Source organism: Peribacillus sp. Hz7 (assembly GCF_042136355.1).
GTDB classification, from domain to species: domain Bacteria; phylum Bacillota; class Bacilli; order Bacillales; family DSM-1321; genus Peribacillus; species Peribacillus asahii_A.
Genome location: NZ_JBHHJV010000002.1, coordinates 290798 through 308843 on the forward strand (window position 1 = coordinate 290798; position 18046 = coordinate 308843).

Here is an 18046-nt window from a genome sequence, read left to right on the forward strand (position 1 = left end):
CTCCTTAGTCATTCCATCAATCGTTGAAAAGCTAGAAAGTGAAGTACTGATGCAAGTTTCACTTTATCGGGCTGAATCAAAGCAGCTTGAGAGGCTAGACAAAGTAAAGAAGCAAAGATTAAGCTCTTTGCTTCTTTATCACTTTGCATATATTGAGCAGTCAACTCCTCTTTGAGTTAACCAATGATACGTTTTCCCTGAAATCACTAATTTCACTTGTTGCAATTCTTCAATTGTAGCGGCTCCAAGAGCAGTCATCATATATGTTAGCTCTTCTTGTAGATTCATAATCTCTGTAATTAAGCCACAAACCCCTTGTTCTTTATACATTTTCAAAAAATAACCCGCTAATCCTACACTGTTTGCTCCGAGCGCCATACTTTTAACTATTTCTAATGAAGTTTGCACCCCTCCAGAAGCAATAACAAAGAGATCTTTTGATAAAGAGACAGCTTCTACAATCGATGCTGCAGTAGGAATTCCCCAATCATTAAAATAGTTTAGCATTTTCGTTCGTCGTTCATTCTCAATTTTAGCAAAATTTGTGCCTCCAAAACCTCCAACATCAATAATCGACACTCCAACTGAGGCAAGTTGTGCAATCGTTTCTTTACTCATTCCAAAGCCAACTTCTTTCACAATAACAGGGACATGAAGCCTTTTACTAATCTCTTCAATATTTGCAAGTGACTTGGAGAAATCTCGATCTCCTTCAGGCATCGTTAACTCTTGAATCACATTAAGGTGAAGTTGCAGAGCATCCGCTTCTAACATATCACAAGCTCGTAAAGCCTGTTCAACTGTCGCCTCAACCCCAACGTTTCCAATAATAATCCCCTTCGGATTTTCTTTTCTAACAATAGCATAAGATGCCAATTGACTAGCATCACGAATCGCAGACATTTGTGAGCCAACTGCCATAGCGATATTCGTTTCTTTTGCCACTATCGCTAAATCTCGATTAATATCTTCCGTTGTTTTCCCTCCGCCTCCAGTCATTGCATTGATAAAAATGGGCGAACTTAATTGAAGTTCGCCCATTTTCGTAGCAAGATTCACCTGCTCAAGTGCAATGCCTGGTAAACTTTGGTGAACAAACGAAATATCATCAAATCCTGTTAAGCCTAGTTGACCTGTTTGTAATGCGTACTGGATATGATCTAATTTTCGTTTAGCTCTTTCCAAGGCTATCACCATCTACTTATTTTAATTTCTTCAGTTGATCTCCAATCATCTCTCCTAGTTGAAATCCTTTTGATTCCTCAGGTAATTCATAATCGGAAATATGTTGCGTTTTTGGTGTTTCTAATTCTTTAATACTTAACGATAAACGTTGTTCTGCTTCATTCACATCAAGAACTTTCACTTGAACTGTTTGCCCTTCTTTTAATACTTCTTGAGGTGTAGCAATATGTTTAAAGGAGATTTGAGAGATATGAACAAGTCCTTCTACTCCAGGGAAAATTTCGACAAAAGCTCCGAATGAAACTAAACGCTTTACAACACCAGAATGAATAGAATCTTTCGGTGCTTTCTCAGCAACACCTTGCCATGGCCCTGGAAGCGTTTCTTTAATAGATAGGGAAATTCTTTCATTATCACGGTCTACTGAAAGAACTTTAACTTGTACTTTATCTCCTTCAGTAACAACATCTGTTGCCTTATCAACATGCTGATGCGAAAGCTGCGAAATATGAACTAAGCCGTCTACACCACCAATATCCACAAATGCACCAAAGTTTGTGATACGTTGAACTGTTCCTTCTAATACTTGCCCGCTATGAATCGTATCTAAGATTGTCAGCTTTTGCTTTGCCTTTTCTTCTTGAACAACAGCACGATGAGAAAGAATTAAACGATTTTTTTCTTTTTCCAGTTCAACAATTTTAAATGTTAATGTTTTGTTTTTATAATCCGTGAAATCTTCAACGAAATAATCTTCTACAAGCGATGCAGGAACAAACCCTCTAACGCCTAAATCAACAACAAGGCCGCCCTTCACAACATCTTTTACTTCGGCTTCAAACACTTCGCCGCTTTCAAATTTCTTTTCAAGATCATCCCAGGCCTTTAGCGCATCGACTTTTCTTTTTGAAAGAATAAGAGCTTCTTCTTCTACTTTAGTCACTTCAAGTTCAAGCTTATCTCCTACGGAAACAGCGTCAGACGCCTTTTCAATATGAAGACTAGAAAGCTCACTAATCGGTATAATTCCTTGCGTTTGACCATCTTCAACATTAACAAGCACTTGTTTCTCTTCGACTTTTGTAACAATCGCTTTTACTTGATCCCCTACTTGGTACTTAACTTGATTCATCTCTTCTGTCATTACTAACTCCTCCTTAACCCATGACTGCTCAGCAGATTTTCTATTATTTATTGGTTATATTGTTCTTTCATTGTTTCTAAAAAAAGTAAACAACTATATACAATCTTTATAATCTATTAACCAAGGAAAAAATATCCTTTTTTTATAAATTCCAACAAAACCAGAAAATTGTCAAGTAAGAAGAATTATTTATGTGCAGAAATTAATTTTCTGATTTCATCCATAATAACCTCTGTTGCTTCTTCAGGTGATATTTTTTGTTCACGATACTGACTAAAATCAATCGGTTTTCCGTAAACAACCTTTAACTTTCGGAACGGTTTATATGGCCCAATAATCGCACAAGGTACAACGGCAGCATTGGTACGCAAAGCAAAGAATCCAGCTCCCGCAAGGCCTTTCCCAAGCTCTCCCGTTTTACTTCTCGTTCCCTCAGGAAACAGTCCTAGCACTTCACCCTCTTTTAAAAGCTTTAAGCCTTTTTTAAGCGCCCCTTTATCACTCATCCCTCTTTTGACAGGAAAGACATTAATGGTTGGTAAAATTTGCTTCAAAATGGGAACATGAAATAATTCTTCCTTTGCCATAAAATGAATGACCCGGGGAGAGGTGAGCCCAACAACTGGTGGATCTAAATTATCAATATGATTAGCACAAATAAGCACGCCGTCATCCTTCGGAAAGCTTTCTGTTCCAATCGTTTGAATTCGAAATAACGGCTTTAATATTATTGTTACAACAGTTTTCCCAAATCTGTACAAATTCACGCTCATCGTGTCCTTTCTTGAACTAAAGACATGATTCGATCCACTACTTGTTGAATGCTGAGCGAAGTTGTATCAATTTCAATGGCATCTTCTGCTTTTCTTAATGGTGATACTTCACGTTCGGAATCTAATTTGTCTCGCATAGCAATTTCTTTTTTTAATTGTTCAATATCTGACTGAAACCCTTTTTTAATATTTTCTTGATGTCGACGCTCAGCACGCTCTTCTACGGAAGCTATCATAAAAATTTTGACTTCTGCGTTCGGCAAGACATGTGTACCAATATCTCGACCATCCATTACAACGCCGCCACTTTCTGCAAACAACTGCTGTCTGCGGACCATTTCTTCACGAATAAGTCGATGCTTCGCTACTTCTGAAACAGAATTTGTTACGTCATGCGTTCGAATGTCTGATGTGACATTTTGGCCATCAACAAAAACGAGTTGTCCCTGTTCGCTTGGCTGCAATTCGATTTCCGTTTCCATTAATAGCGTAAACAAATCCTCTTCGTTCATAATCGATACCGCTTGTTGTAATGCTTTGTACGTTAGAGCTCGATACATCGCACCTGTATCTACATATATGTAATGACACGCTTCTGCAACAATTTTTGCAATTGTACTTTTTCCAGCAGCTGCTGGTCCATCAATTGCAATTGATATTTTCTTGTTCATTAATGCCTCCTGTAATCCTGACAATCCTGCTGATTCATTTATTACCTTTTCATTTTATCACAAAAAGCGGAAAAATCATTAATAAAAGCCGCTGCATTCTTAATTAAAACACATGATTTATCCTCGCAAACGAACTATTATAACCACGAGAACCTATCATGGTATTTGTTTGTATGCGACTTAAGCAGCTGTTATCTGCTCAGCAAAATCACGAAAAAAAATTAATATATTTCATTTATCAGCCTTGGTATATGACACCGTTGATTTTGAATTCATTGCATATAAAACTCCCGAGCATTTCATGAATCAGGCTTAATACGATTCCAAAATCATGTGATTAACATTAGTGTTTCACATAGCCCATTTACTACTCTGAAACACCTTCAAATGTTTCAATAATTTTTGTGTAATTATTACTATTTACCCCTTCATATTGAGAGAGCTTAGTTAATGGAATCATATGATCTTCTAAGCTTAGCAATACTTGAACGAAGCCTAAAAATAGAGCTTGAATAATAATTAACTTTACAATAATTCTTTCCACTGCTTTCATCGGAAACATCTCCTTCACTGGTTTACTACCAGTATGGAAAGAACTGCTATGTTTCATTCACCGTTTAACCAATAGAAAAGAAGAGGCACCTCAGCACCTCTCCTTTTCTTCATTTACAACATATTTTCATACACAGGCTCTGAATTTTTCAATTTTTCTACCTTTTCTTCTTGACCATCCTTTGCATTAATGAAAATACGATATGTGTCATTATCAATGACTCCAAGAAATTCATAGCAAAGCACTTCTTCACCAATATCATTAATAATAATTGCTTTTCTTTGCTCCATAATCTTAACTTGTGAATTAATGTGCTCTTTTGCTTTATCCGCAGAAATTTTAGCATCATCAATACTTCGTAACTTATGAGCTTGCAAATACTCATCAGCTGAAAAACCAATAATAGAACCATCGTCCAAAGCAACCTTCACTTTTACCGAATCCGGATACACTCGCACCCCATCCACAGATGCCACAAAAGTAAATAAACCAATTTGATCGTACTGTGAACTCTCAAATAAATCGAGTGAATCAAACTGATGATTCTTTAAAAAATTGCTCGCTTTTGTATAGGCTTGATTTAAATCTAGTTTCGCTTGTTTGACCGCTCGATTGTTTAAATACCAGATTGGATAACCACCTTTTTTCGTGATATCCATATTGACTTCAACATCTGTCGCTTTCTCTAACAAGCTGACACTATAAAAGCCATAGTCCGACCCTTTTCCGTTTTCTTCAACCCTTACTTCTAAATCTCCTTCAAAATTCGCATACTTTTTCGCAATTGCAATAGCTTCTTTTTTGGAGATTCTTTTCCCTTCTACATGCTGATAGATATCATCTTTTTCGTTTGTTGATAAAAAGGTTGGATTTTGGGCATTTGTCTCCGTATAGCCTGACACTTTCTTCTCAACCGTCTTAAATCCATCGATAATCGTATTGTCTACCGTTTCGTCATTTGAGGCTAGAGCTAGTTCCACATCCATCCAACGAAGATTATTTTTGATTACGGCATATTGAACCTTTCTTAGCTCATCTTGTATCTCACTTGACTGACTATAAAGTGATTTAAGGTTTTTATATTCTTGGTCGGTTAACGGTTCTTTCTCTAAATCTCTGACGGCCGTCCGATAACTAAAATCACCGATATCATATAAGAACTCTTCTGTTTTATTAAACGGCATCAATGCAAGCGGGAGTTGGCCGACGTCGTTTTGAGCTTCCGACGTGATTCTCCATACGTCTATTAAGGCTGGACTTAATGATTTACGAGAATTCATCGCAAGTGTTGTACCAATTTTATCATGCAATAAATCCAATTGATAATTCAAATCATGAAACGCACGTTGATAATTGTTTTCAGCATGAACAAGCACGGCATTTTTTTCTTTATGCTCTTGATACCCCCAAAACCCTGTTCCAACAACAGCAACTGCTAATAAACCAATCAATATATTCCTAATCAATCTATCTCACCTCTTTACTTACAGAAAATATGTTTGCCGATTTTTTTAATTTGAGGCCTTGACCAAATCCATCCGCTTGTTGCCGTGTCAGGATTAAAGTAATAGTCGGCATTTCCAGTTGGATCCCACCCATTAATAGCATCAACGACTGCTTCCTTCGCCGTTTCATTCGGTGTTAACCAAATTTGACCGTCTGCTACAGCAGTAAAAGCTCCAGGTTCAAAAATAACTCCCGAAACCGTATTCGGAAACGAAGGGCTTTGCACTCGATTTAAAATGACAGCAGCAACCGCAACCTGACCAACATACGGCTCACCGCGTGATTCACCATATACCGCATTTGCCATCAATTGAATATCATTTTGCGAAAATCCTTCCGGTAAACTAGCAGACGTTGTTGCAGTTTGTGCTGGTGCATTTTGCGAGCCTGCAGTACCCTTATTCGCGTTTGAAGTCCCATTTGAGGGAGGCGTTGTTGTTTTCTGCTTTACCTGCTTGTCAATATCCACTCCACCATAATAAGTAAATTCATTTCCTTTATTGATTTGGCCATGAACAAATTCCCGATTAAAATTAGATGCCTTTGTTAACTTGTTTTTCGTTGTAGTACCAGCTAAACCATCTACCGGTAAGCCGAAGTCCTGTTGGAAATTTCTAAGTGCCCAATACGTTCCCCAGCCATATACCCCATCAATCTTTCCATGATAATATCCAATGTTTTGCAGCCTTGCTTGAAGCTCAATTACGTCATCACCTATTGAACCACGCTGGATTACTTGACTTGAAAAGGCTTGTATCCTTGCATCAGGAATCCACACACAATTCATCATGATACATACAAAGACTATGAGCCATTTCCATTTTGACGAAATTCCTTTCATCAAAAACACTCCTCTTTTCATAAATTAACGTAACCCTATTTTCTGCTGTGGCGACATTTTTATTCCAAGTCAATAAAAAACGGAGCGGGCAAATAATGCCAACACTCCGAAATTCATCCCAAACTTAACGGGCAGTAAGCCCCTCACTGCTGGAAGTTTCACTTTATTTTCTATTAATATCTAGAAGCCATTTTAGTTGCATGAAAATCTGATAAAATTCGTGCTCGTTTCACCTTCTTCAAACCAAACCACCATAAGTAAATCATAAACGGCATCATCCAGTACACCCACATTTTCTGGGTAATCAAAATATAATCATATACACCGTGAAGAAGAAACGGCACAACTAAAGCAGCCAATACATAATAGCGATTTTTTACGACTGCAAATTTGGCTTTTCCTAAATAATACCCCATAATCACACCGAACAGAGCATGACTCGATACAGGCAGCATCGCCCTTACGAAAGCATGCTCCACACCATTAGCTAATAGATACAAAATATTTTCCATCGTCGCAAACCCTAATGAAACAGCTGCTCCATAAACAATACCATCATATGGTTCATCGAAAGCAACATGTTGATAGATTACGAACATTAAAATAAACCATTTAAAAAACTCTTCTAAAAGGGATGCCCAGAAAAAAGCTGTACCAAAATCTGTCTTAAAAACACCTTCTGTTTCCAACACATATTGTAAAAACATAATTGGAAATACAAGAAAGACACCATATAAAAACGTCTTTAATACAACTGAAATAGGCTCCGTATCATACTGATCTTTTAAATAAAAATAACTGAGCAGAGCCAAGCCAGGGGCAATGGCAGCTGACAATATGATCAGCATTTACTGACCTCTCTTCTTTTTGGTTTGGCTATATTACAGGCAACCTGAAATATAAACATTATTTGTATACTATTTGTTTATTTTCAAAGTAACCTTTAAAATAGCTCCTTATCCTTTAATTTAATACCACTAGATAACGCAACAGCAAGTTTAATTCTCGCTTTCTTGCTATCATAATCCGCCCCAAGAATGACACCTCTTTGCTGTAAATCATAAGCGCTTCCTTCATAATCATAAGCAGGATACACCTGACCCTCTTCGGTACTTGTTGTTATAACAACCATAACACCTTGATTAAGAGCCTTTTGAATAGCTTCTACCATGCTTGGAGTGACTTGTCCTCTTCCAGCACCTTCTAATACAATCCCTTGTGCCCCCTGGGCTACTGCCGCTTCAATAAAGATTCCATCCGCTCCAGTATAACATTTTATAATGTCCACTCTCGGAATAGCTTCTTTTATTTGAAAATAGTCTCGATGTACCGGTTTTTGATATACACTAACGGTATCATTATCAATAATACCTAAATATCCATATCCAAACGTTGCAAATCCTTGTAAATTAGAGGCATGCACCTTCTTTACATACTTAGCCGAGTAAATTCGTTCATTAAAAACAACAGCAGCTCCGATGTTTTGTAATGAATGACTAGCCGCTGCTAGAATAGAATTCCTTAAATTAGAAGATACATCTGTACCTGCTTGTTGTAAGGAACGCTGTGAGCCTGTTACGATAATCGGCCGATTATCTGCAAGTGTAATATCTAAGAAATACGCTGTTTCTTCTAATGAATCCGTGCCATGCGTCACAACAATACCTGTCACAGTTGGATCTTTTAATTCTTCTTCTATTGCTTGTTTCAACTGTACCATTGTAGTAAAGTCCATAAACATACTTGGAATCTGTAAAAGGTTTACAATCTTCACATCAATTTCTTCTGGTAATTGACAAAATGAAGCGAGTTCCTCTCCGCTTAAAGCACCAGAGGCAAGCATCCCATTCTTCGTTTCTTGGCTAGCAATTGTACCGCCTGTTGTAATTAAAGAGATTTTTTGTTTCATTTCTTACATCCTCCAATATCATCATACCACACCATGAATTATTATAGTTGTCCTCACTTACTATCATCCATATGCGGATTTATAAGATGCGCTGTAATCAAAGCCCCATGGAAGCGGCCATTTTCAATAAAAATTTCATTAGCATTATTCCCGGCTGCAATAACACCTGCAATATAAATACCACTTACATTTGTCTCCATCGTCTCAGGGTGATGGAGCGGACGTCCTGTTTCTTGATCAATTTTAACACCCATTGTTTGTAAGAAATGATGATCAGGATGATATCCCGTCATAGCAAACACAAAATCATTGCGCATCGTTTTGACTTCATCCTTCACTCGATAAATAATTTGTTCCTCCTGTATTTCCAACAGCTCAGCATGAAACTCCATTTTAATCATACCATGGCGTACTAACGCTTCGAATTCTGGTAAAATCCAAGGTTTAATACTTGGAGAATAGGCTGCTCCCCGGTATAGCACGGTCACTCGAGCCCCTGCTTTCACAAGTTCAAGTGCTGCATCAATGCTCGAATTTTTACCTCCAATAACCGCTACATCACAATCAAAGTATTCATGACCTTCTTTAAAGTAATGAAACACTTTCGGAAGATCTTCGCCGGGAATATTCATATAATTTGGATTATCATAATAACCAGTTGCCACAACAACGAAGGATGCTTCGTATTCCGCTTTCGAAGTCACCACATGAAAAGTACCGTTTGCAAGTTTTTGAACTTGTTGCACTCGTTCAAATGCATTTACTCGAAGTTGTTTACGTTTCACCACTTCGCGATAATAAGATAATGCTTGATTTCGTACTGGCTTCCGATTTTCTGTGATAAATGCCACGTCACCAATTTCTAATTTCTCACTCGAACTGAAAAATGTTTGATGTGTTGGATAACGATAAATGGATTCTACTACATTTCCTTTTTCGATAATTAAAGCGCTTCTCCCCACATCTTTTAAAGCAATAGCCGCAGCAAGCCCACAAGGACCTCCGCCAATAATGATTACATCTTCCTTCTGCACGTTTACTCGCTCCTCTGCACTACATCCGTTCTACCTAAAACATATGTACATCCATTTACAATCAGGCTCTATATTGACATTGCCTCTATATAACCACCTTATCTCATATGACACGCGTTCTATGAATATTATATGAATCCTGAGTGATTCCACACCGTCTTAACACTAAAACGTTCCATACATTCACTTGCCATATATTTTAAGTGCATAAAAAAACTTCTATCAAGCTAATGATAGAAGTTTTTTCTCTTCTTTTCAATGTTAAATCCAGCCGCGGAAGCGAGATGCTTCTGCCATTTTCCTCACACCAATCATATACGCAGCTAAACGCATATCTACGCGACGAGATTGTGCTAAATTATAAATATTATCGAACGATTTCACAAGAATTTTTTCCAGCTTTTCATCGACTTCCTCTTCGCTCCAGTAGTAACCTTGATTATTTTGAACCCACTCAAAATAAGAAACGGTTACCCCACCAGCGGAAGCTAGTACATCTGGTACAAGAAGGATGTTACGATTTGTTAAAATTTGTGTAGCTTCAATCGTTGTCGGACCATTTGCTGCCTCTACAACAATTTTGGCTTTAATATTGTTTGCATTTTCTTCTGTGATTTGATTTTCAATCGCTGCTGGTACTAAAATATCACAATCCAATTCAAGCAGTTCTTGATTTGTAATTGTATTTTTAAACAGCTTTGTTACCGTTCCAAAGCTATCTCTACGATCTAATAAGTAATCGATATCTAAACCTTCCGGGTCGTACAAAGCACCGTAAGCATCTGAAATTCCAACTACTTTTGCCCCCGCATCGTGCATGAATTTGGCTAAAAAACTGCCCGCGTTTCCAAAACCTTGAATAACGACACGAGCCCCTTTGATATCGATATTACATTTTTTAGCCGCCTCGTTAATACAAATGGTCACACCTTTGGCTGTTGCCGATTCACGCCCGTGAGAACCACCAAGTACAAGCGGTTTCCCTGTAATAAAGCCCGGAGAATTAAACTCATCCATTCGACTATATTCATCCATCATCCATGCCATAATTTGCGAATTTGTAAACACATCTGGAGCTGGAATATCCTTTGTAGGACCAACGATTTGACTAATCGCCCGCACATATCCTCGACTCAATTTTTCTAACTCACGGAATGACATATTGCGCGGATCACACACAATTCCGCCTTTCCCGCCTCCGTAAGGAAGATCCACAATGCCACATTTCAAGCTCATCCAAATCGACAGCGCTTTTACTTCACGCTCTGTTACGTTTGGGTGAAAACGAATTCCACCTTTTGTTGGTCCAACAGCATCATTGTGTTGCGCACGATAACCTGTAAACACTTTTACAGAACCATCATCCATACGCACAGGTATTTTCACCGTTAATAAACGCAATGGTTCTTTTAATAACTCATACACCTCTTCAGGATATCCGAGCTTTTCTAACGCTTTATGTATAATGGTTTGAGTTGATCTTAACACGTCATTTTTTTCTTCATCATGTTGAGGGTCATTCCCTTTTGTAGACACCATTTATGTACCTCCTACTTCATCATATAATACGGCACTCATGTGATAGTATACACCTTCCATATATTTATGCAAAGGTTAAAAAACAGAATCAAAATGTTTCATAATTTAAAAAAAATAACGAAAACTTTCCAACTAAAATTCCTTCTAACCGCAAAAGACTCACAGATGGGTAACTCTATTCTACAATCACTAAAAGAGTGATAAAATAAAACGTCACTCAGTGAGGATTTCCCCTTATTTCCTGCACTGAGTGTTCATCCCATTCTACAAGTCGCGGCTCACTAATCCTTCGTTTGTTTTTTCGATTCTGAAGCCGAAGACTTAACTTGCCGTTACTTTGTGATGAAATTGTAATCTTATACTATATAGTAATTAGATTACACAAATTTATGCAAGGGAACTCTTTTTTCTATAAGTGAAAATAAGAAGTGAGCACTTCAATCGCTTCTTTTTCCAGAATACACGCTCCATATTCCCCTATTCTATATAGTGTCAATGTAGACGCATATCCGTACTCTGCAGCCAATGAAATCACTTTATGATAGATTTCCTCTGACACATTTTCGATTAGTAAATAATAACGTTCATTATAAACATATAGCGTACTCAAGAATACACCTTGATTTAGCAGTTGATGGCTTAACTGGATAACGTCTTCAAACTCATCAAAAGCATATAAAATATGGGGAGACTCATCGAACTTCACTTGTAGGTTGACAAAGTCTTCTTCCTCTGCAAAGTCTTCTTCCTCCTCTTTTGTTACAATAATAATTAATCCTTGTGCAGGCAGTGAAAATATTTCAATAGCAATCGATCCGCTCATTATAAAATTTAAACTTTCACACGCTTCTTCTACCATAGCTTGAAAAAGCTTATGCACCTTAAGGGAATTTCCTACAATTTCTTCTTTTGTTATGCCCCGATCCATTAAATCATCGAGAGTTAAAAAGATTTTAATTTTATTATTTGTAAGCCTCTCCGACTTCATAAAAAATGCCCCCTGGTTACCATCTTCATACATCATATGAAGATCGATAATCAAGGTGCATAAACAGCGTTTTATAACAAAACCTTATCAAAAACGATTCTTCATGCCTGAATCGTTAAAACATCGCTCTAAAATTGCACTTCCTTCTTTTCACCAATGCTCGTATGATTTCCCCTTTTTAACGTAAACAAATGAGTTTCAGGCTTTGCCGTAAGTCGCATCGGAATAGTGCTTGTCCCATACCCATTGCTCGTTACATATACACAGTTATTAAACATTTCCGTATCGCCTAGCTTATAAGGTCCATATCCAAAGAAACGAACTTGCCCCCCATGCGTATGACCAGAAAGAACAAGACTAATCCTATGTTCCTCCTGCACCTGAACTTTCACTTTCGGATTATGGCTCACTAAAATTCGAAAGGCGTCTTTGACATTGCATGCATCTGCTAACGCCATATCTAAACGATCTCGTTCCACCGTTATATCCTCAATGCCGAGCAACGTCATTTTCTCTCCTTGTTTTGCTTCCAAATGTACAGCCGTATTCGCCAAAATTGTAACTCCGTATTGTAATAGTCGCGCATCCAGTTCATGAACATCGACTTCATAATCATTATTTCCCCATACAAAATAAAGAGGGGCCCCTATATTTTTTAATTTCGCTAAGTTTTGTTCAACATGAGCAAAAGGTACAGTACGCTCTGTTAAGTCTCCTCCAATAATCACAAGATCCACCTGCTGTTGCACTTTAGCAATAATTTGATCTGAAATAATTCGTTTATGTACATCTGAAATAAAAAAAATCCGTACATCTCCAAAATGTTTAGGCAAGTTAGAGAAATATAAATCTTGATATACAATCCGCTCTAACTGAGCTGTTCGGTACATATAAAACGAAAGCACTGTTAGCGCAATTATAAGCACAATCAAAACAATGATGATAAACACCACAATATACTGCATGTTTTACCCTTCTTTCTTCTACAAAAACTGCCTGTATCTATCTAACCATATTTGTAAGCAGAATGCGAAATGTTCAGACTTATTTATTCTCATGATAAAGATTAATATCATAATTTTTCTTCATCATTTCAAATACCTTATGACGATTTTTCCATTCAGATTCTTTTTCCCATAACATTTTACTTTTATTAATAATTTCACAACGTAATAGTTGATATTCTTTCTCTGCTTTCTCCATTTTATTTTTTACCATCGTTAAATATCCGAATAACCCCATTGTAACTAGGAGAAAGAAAACGTGATTAGATTGATTAACAAAAGCTGAGAACATGTCGAAAAAAGAATAAGAGTAAGGTGCCATTACATAGACATACAAATATAAGATAAAAACAACGGTGACACTAATCGTGATCCATAAAATCATTTGATGTTTTTGTTGTAACGCTTCAAACTTCTTCTTTCGCTCAACTACATGTTGCAGCATTTGTTTCGTCGCTTGATCTGTATGTTCATCTAACATAATAATAGCTGGCTCCATTCATAAGCGCCTCCTTGTTCAATAAAGTGAAACTTCCATCAGTAGGGGTTTTTCTTCATCCCCCACTGATGGTTAGCCACGTTCTACGATCACTAAGATTTTCGTTTCGCTTCAATCAAGTGACCGTACGAACCTGATTGGTGAAACTTACCAATCGGACCTTTACGGGCAGTTATCCCCCCATCTATCTTCTTTGACTCCTCATAAGCTTGAGGTGGGGGTCTTACTGCCCGTTAAGTGTGGGATGAATTTAGAACGGCATAAAAAACACTCACCCCATTATATGTACAAGTACGACATCCTATGATACCAACGCAAAAAACATCCTGAAATAACTTTCAGAATGTTTACTGCTTATTTCTTTAGCGGAATTTTTAATTTTTGTCCAACCCATATATTATTTCCGTTTAAGTTGTTCCATTTTTGAATTAACGGAATCCCTTCTTTCGATTTATAATAGGTCATTGAAATACTGAATACCGTTTCCTGCGGTTGAACTGTATGATACACAACATTATACGATTCTTCTTTTTTCGGCTGTTCTTCTTTAGCATTTGTTGACTTTTCTTTTGCTCCCTGCTCTTTCTCTTTTACAGTTGTTGATTTTTTTTCTTCTTTTTCTGTGTCTGTTCCCGCTTGTTTGTCATTCTCTTTTTTTACCGAAGCCTGTTTCTCTACTTCATCATTACTTTTGTTCTCTTGTTTTTTCGATTCTTGCGTTTTCTCCTCTTGATCCTCTTTTGTTTCAGCCGTTGCCATCGTCGGAATATTTTGTTTCAGCTCATCATCATCCGCCTGTTCCACAACCTCGGTAGTACTTGTTGGTTCCTTCGGTTCATTTTGAGCCGCCTTTTGGTCCGAGTTTTGAAGATAATAGTATGCAGTAAGAAATCCAATTGGAAGTAAAATAAAAAATAAAGCTAATAGCTGAATAACAGGGATTTTAACTTTCATTTTACTTCTTTTCTTTTTCTTCTGGTGTACCGATTTTCGAGTCGGAAGAGGTGTCAATCTCTGAGCAGGTTCAGTATGTATATCTAGTTCCTTTGGTTTTCTTTCTGCACTCATGTAAGGCACCCCTTTCTATTCTTTTTTCTAATAATTAAGCCGAGAAGCATATCAATAACAAAATGAGCCACAATAACTATCCACAAATTCCTGGTCTCCTCATATAACCAACCGAGACCAAAGCTCAGCATCATAACATTCACAAATAGATACCAATTAAATAAATATCGATAATGGACAACAGCAAAAATGATACTTGTCCAAACTAGCCCAATATGTGTTTGTAAAACTCCGCGAAACAGCACTTCTTCACAAAAAGCGATTAGAAACGTGACCACAATAATCATTGGTGAGGAGAGACTAGAAAAGATTCTTTCATTAATCCCCCCATCATCATGAAAGCGAGCTGGTGTGACTTTCATCATAAACAAATCATACAGGACGACGAGAATTCCTATAGGTAGACCAATGGTTATAATACGAATATCACCGAGATGAAACAAGTCGAAAAAAGCAGAATAATCTCTAAATAAAATAATACCTAAAAAAAACGAAATCGTTAAGAGAATAATTTGCGTCAAAAGCAAATTATAAAGTAATTCCTTATCAGAAAGTTGGTTAATAAGTTCAGCTTGTTTATTTTTCATTCCTTTGTTCCTTTAATGGATAAAATAGAAGCTAACTCCCTTTTCCAATAAAAAGAGTTCGCTTGTTGTCGTTCAACAATAGGAGGCCATCGTTCCATGACTTGCTCAATCGACATGCCGCAGCAATCGCAGCAAACCGGATTGTCAACAGCCTGATTCTCTTTGAAATACTGCACAATCCCTAGGCGTCGACAAGTTGAGTCTTTAACCCATTGCAATAACTGCTCCAGCTTCTGCGCATGCCTGCTTTTTCGCGTATAACAATACTGTTTAAACAACTCAATCGGCTTCGCTACATCCTGCTTTGTTGCCAAAAACTGAGCAATCATTCGAAACTGAACTTCATTTAAAGAAAATTGGTGACACAGTTGCTCCTGCATAGGCTTTAATATGTCCATCATGCCCTCGCCACTCTTCAAAAGCTCTGCATGTACACCTTCTATTTGAGAATCTGTTGGCAGCTGTTGCTCCATCAAATGTAATGGCAGTCCCTCATCTCCATCACTATATAATAAAACAGCAGCACTTTGTTCTCCATCACGACCTGCCCTTCCAATTTCTTGTACATACGATTCCATTGTCGCCGGCAAATGAAAATGGATGACAAACCGTATATCTGGTTTATTAACTCCCATTCCAAAAGCACTTGTTGCACAAATTATCTGCAATTGACCCGTAATAAATTGTTGCTGTATGAGCATTCTTTGATCTGGTTCCATTCCTCCGTGATAATAAGCAATTCGATTGACTCCTTGATTGTGCAAATATTCACTTACGGACTCCGCTGCCTTCTTAGAAGAAAAATAAATAATGCCACTGCCTGAAAACTGTTGAACAAGCTGTACCAACCGTTCTAACTTCTCCTCATAACGAGACAACTTCTCCACAAACAGTGCAATATTATGTCGATCAACAGTCGAAACGATTTGTTTCATATCCTTTATCTCAAGCTTTTCAATAATATCCTTTCGAACTTCTTCTGTTGCTGTAGCTGTCAAAGCGAGCGTTAACGGTTCCCCCAGCTTTTGTCGAGCTTCTCCTAAGTTTAAATAATCCGGTCTAAAATCATAGCCCCATTGCGAAATACAATGTGCCTCATCAATAACAAATAACCCGATTTCAATTTGTTGAATCGCCCCGATTACATAATCTAACGCCAGCATTTCAGGTGATATAAAAATAAATCGAAACGAAGATAATTGACTAAGTGCCTCCTTCTTTTGCTGAAGGGTTAAAAAAGAGTTAAATGTTAATACCCTTTTCTCGCCTCTCACTTTGAGCTGTTCCGCTTGATCTTGCATTAAAGATAATAATGGCGAGACAATTAATGTCGGTTTCTTTAAGGCATAAGTAGGCAATTGATAGCATAAAGATTTACCTGTACCCGTTGGCAGCATGGCCAATAGATGTTGTCCTGCTAATAAGGAAGAAATCACTTCCTTCTGCCCTGGCCGAAATTCAGTAAATCCAAAGTAGTGTTCCAGCATTTCTTCCAAAGAATTCACGATTCGTCACCCGCTTTCGCTAATACAAGCCGAATTTGAAAAAAGCTAATAGCTTCATCTGCTAACGATTGCCTAATAGTCTTTAGCTGTTTTGTTTGAAGCTTCTTCATTACCTGCAGTATTTTCTCTTCCACAGCACTCGTCACATATTCATGAATCGGAAATTGTTTATCCACTAATACAATTTCAACGAGATGGTCTTCAATTGTATTAACCTTCAAGCGACGAATGTTCGCAATTTCAGTTAGGGTTCGACCTGCTTGAATAAACTGTAGCGTCGTTTGTGTAGACTGCGTTAAACGGGACTGCTGTAAATCCCCTATAAGAGAAGATAAAAAGCGATATTGCGTAAATGTTTTTTCTATTTCATAAAGCATCCAGTGCAGCGATTCTAGAAATACATAACGCACATACCACTCATCAAGCTGCATCGTTTTTGAAATTTGGTCAAAAGTCTGTCCTACCCGATTTATACCTGTTAATTTTCTAACAAAGATTGTTTGATGCCTATCACTTTGTCTCTCCAATAAATCGGTTAACTCTTCATACAAATGCTGAGCCATCAACTCTCGATTTTGACGATTCTTTTGTAAAAATTGTTTTACGGATTGTTGAATTTTAGTATGCCGTTGAATCGGATAAAACTTGGTTTCATTGTGAACAATATGGGAGAGCGTTTGAATTAACAAATTCAATCTGCCCCAAAAAACAGGAGCCACATTTTGATATTTCCATCCATTTAATCGAGTTGGGATTGGTTCACATTGAGCAAGCTCTTCCTCTCCACTTTGTGTAATAATAAAAACATCTGAGTTTTCCTTAGCTGTGATCCAACCATGTTCAACAAGATTTTGGATGGTATCAACCAGCTGTTTTCGAGTGAAGTGAGGAATTGTTCCAAAAACATTAGTCAAACGAAATAAATGAGCATCTTGAATAGTTTGTGAAGATTTTTTTCCTTGCAACATATGATAAATGGCATAAATGGATCGCTCACCTTGAAATTTTTTGATTGTATGGAGGATGATAACTTGCAAATAATTTGCCAAATGTACACTCACACCCTTTGTTTTCCCTAATGATGCTTTCATTGTAACAAAGATGGAGATAAAGTGTATTTCTAATCCTCAAAATAAGACAAATTTTGTTCTTTTTTAGCAAATAAAAAATACATGATATTTCATTTGTTGGTTATTCGTATACCATGAGGAATTTTTTAGCTAGATTTCCTATTGAAAAA

19 protein-coding genes are annotated in these 18046 nt (G+C 37.3%); all 19 read right to left on the bottom strand.

Annotated elements, in window-relative coordinates; all coding sequences use genetic code 11:
• Window positions 1–8: 8 nt before the first annotated feature.
• Window positions 9–149: a hypothetical protein gene (locus tag ACE199_RS05005; protein ID WP_375348838.1), complete on the bottom strand. Its 141-nt coding sequence runs from the start codon at window positions 147–149 to the stop codon at window positions 9–11.
• Window positions 139–1185 (bottom strand): type 2 isopentenyl-diphosphate Delta-isomerase, encoded by a 1047-nt coding sequence (gene fni, locus ACE199_RS05010; RefSeq protein WP_375348839.1) that lies wholly within the window; start codon window positions 1183–1185, stop codon window positions 139–141. The genes ACE199_RS05005 and fni overlap by 11 nt, the downstream gene beginning before the upstream one ends.
• 16 nt (window positions 1186–1201) lie before the next feature.
• Window positions 1202–2329 carry a 30S ribosomal protein S1 gene (rpsA, locus tag ACE199_RS05015; RefSeq protein ID WP_127761189.1) on the bottom strand — a complete coding sequence of 376 codons (1128 nt, stop codon included), beginning with the start codon at window positions 2327–2329 and terminating at the stop codon, window positions 1202–1204.
• Between the two features lie 185 nt (window positions 2330–2514).
• Entirely contained in the window at window positions 2515–3102 is a 588-nt protein-coding gene (locus ACE199_RS05020) for a lysophospholipid acyltransferase family protein (protein WP_375348840.1), read from the bottom strand.
• Complete coding sequence (gene cmk, locus ACE199_RS05025; RefSeq protein WP_375348841.1) at window positions 3099–3773, bottom strand: (d)CMP kinase; 675 nt, start codon at window positions 3771–3773, stop codon at window positions 3099–3101. The genes ACE199_RS05020 and cmk overlap by 4 nt, the downstream gene beginning before the upstream one ends.
• Before the next feature lie 367 nt (window positions 3774–4140).
• Window positions 4141–4326: a YpfB family protein gene (locus tag ACE199_RS05030; RefSeq protein ID WP_375348842.1), complete on the bottom strand. Its 186-nt coding sequence runs from the start codon at window positions 4324–4326 to the stop codon at window positions 4141–4143.
• A 113-nt stretch (window positions 4327–4439) separates the two neighbouring features.
• On the bottom strand, window positions 4440–5792 hold the full coding sequence (gene ypeB, locus ACE199_RS05035; protein ID WP_375348843.1) for a germination protein YpeB: 1353 nt from the start codon (window positions 5790–5792) through the stop codon (window positions 4440–4442).
• A 14-nt stretch (window positions 5793–5806) separates the two neighbouring features.
• Window positions 5807–6622 carry a spore cortex-lytic enzyme gene (sleB, locus tag ACE199_RS05040; protein WP_375348972.1) on the bottom strand — a complete coding sequence of 272 codons (816 nt, stop codon included), beginning with the start codon at window positions 6620–6622 and terminating at the stop codon, window positions 5807–5809.
• 224 nt (window positions 6623–6846) lie between these two features.
• Window positions 6847–7521 (bottom strand): glutamic-type intramembrane protease PrsW, encoded by a 675-nt coding sequence (prsW, locus tag ACE199_RS05045; protein ID WP_252290498.1) that lies wholly within the window; start codon window positions 7519–7521, stop codon window positions 6847–6849.
• A 95-nt stretch (window positions 7522–7616) separates the two neighbouring features.
• The gene (locus ACE199_RS05050; RefSeq protein ID WP_375348844.1) at window positions 7617–8582 is read right to left on the bottom strand and encodes an asparaginase; all 966 of its coding nucleotides are present in this window, start codon (window positions 8580–8582) and stop codon (window positions 7617–7619) included.
• 53 nt (window positions 8583–8635) lie between these two features.
• On the bottom strand, window positions 8636–9616 hold the full coding sequence (locus ACE199_RS05055) for a YpdA family putative bacillithiol disulfide reductase (protein ID WP_375348845.1): 981 nt from the start codon (window positions 9614–9616) through the stop codon (window positions 8636–8638).
• Window positions 9617–9877: 261 nt separating this feature from the next.
• Complete coding sequence (locus ACE199_RS05060; RefSeq protein ID WP_252290504.1) at window positions 9878–11155, bottom strand: Glu/Leu/Phe/Val family dehydrogenase; 1278 nt, start codon at window positions 11153–11155, stop codon at window positions 9878–9880.
• 409 nt (window positions 11156–11564) lie between these two features.
• On the bottom strand, window positions 11565–12143 hold the full coding sequence (locus tag ACE199_RS05065) for a genetic competence negative regulator (protein ID WP_127761199.1): 579 nt from the start codon (window positions 12141–12143) through the stop codon (window positions 11565–11567).
• A 128-nt stretch (window positions 12144–12271) separates the two neighbouring features.
• On the bottom strand, window positions 12272–13108 hold the full coding sequence (locus ACE199_RS05070; RefSeq protein ID WP_375348846.1) for a metallophosphoesterase: 837 nt from the start codon (window positions 13106–13108) through the stop codon (window positions 12272–12274).
• Window positions 13109–13187: 79 nt separating this feature from the next.
• The gene (locus ACE199_RS05075; RefSeq protein ID WP_375348847.1) at window positions 13188–13646 is read right to left on the bottom strand and encodes a YpbF family protein; all 459 of its coding nucleotides are present in this window, start codon (window positions 13644–13646) and stop codon (window positions 13188–13190) included.
• A gap of 354 nt (window positions 13647–14000) precedes the next feature.
• The gene (locus ACE199_RS05080) at window positions 14001–14714 is read right to left on the bottom strand and encodes a LysM peptidoglycan-binding domain-containing protein (protein ID WP_375348848.1); all 714 of its coding nucleotides are present in this window, start codon (window positions 14712–14714) and stop codon (window positions 14001–14003) included.
• Window positions 14711–15301 (bottom strand): CPBP family intramembrane glutamic endopeptidase, encoded by a 591-nt coding sequence (locus tag ACE199_RS05085; protein ID WP_375348849.1) that lies wholly within the window; start codon window positions 15299–15301, stop codon window positions 14711–14713. Before ACE199_RS05085 ends, ACE199_RS05080 begins: the two co-directional genes overlap by 4 nt.
• Window positions 15298–16806, bottom strand: coding sequence for a RecQ family ATP-dependent DNA helicase (locus ACE199_RS05090; protein WP_375348850.1), 1509 nt, complete (start codon window positions 16804–16806; stop codon window positions 15298–15300). Before ACE199_RS05090 ends, ACE199_RS05085 begins: the two co-directional genes overlap by 4 nt.
• Entirely contained in the window at window positions 16803–17867 is a 1065-nt protein-coding gene (locus ACE199_RS05095; protein ID WP_375348851.1) for a YpbB family protein, read from the bottom strand. The genes ACE199_RS05090 and ACE199_RS05095 overlap by 4 nt, the downstream gene beginning before the upstream one ends.
• Window positions 17868–18046: the final 179 nt, after the last annotated feature.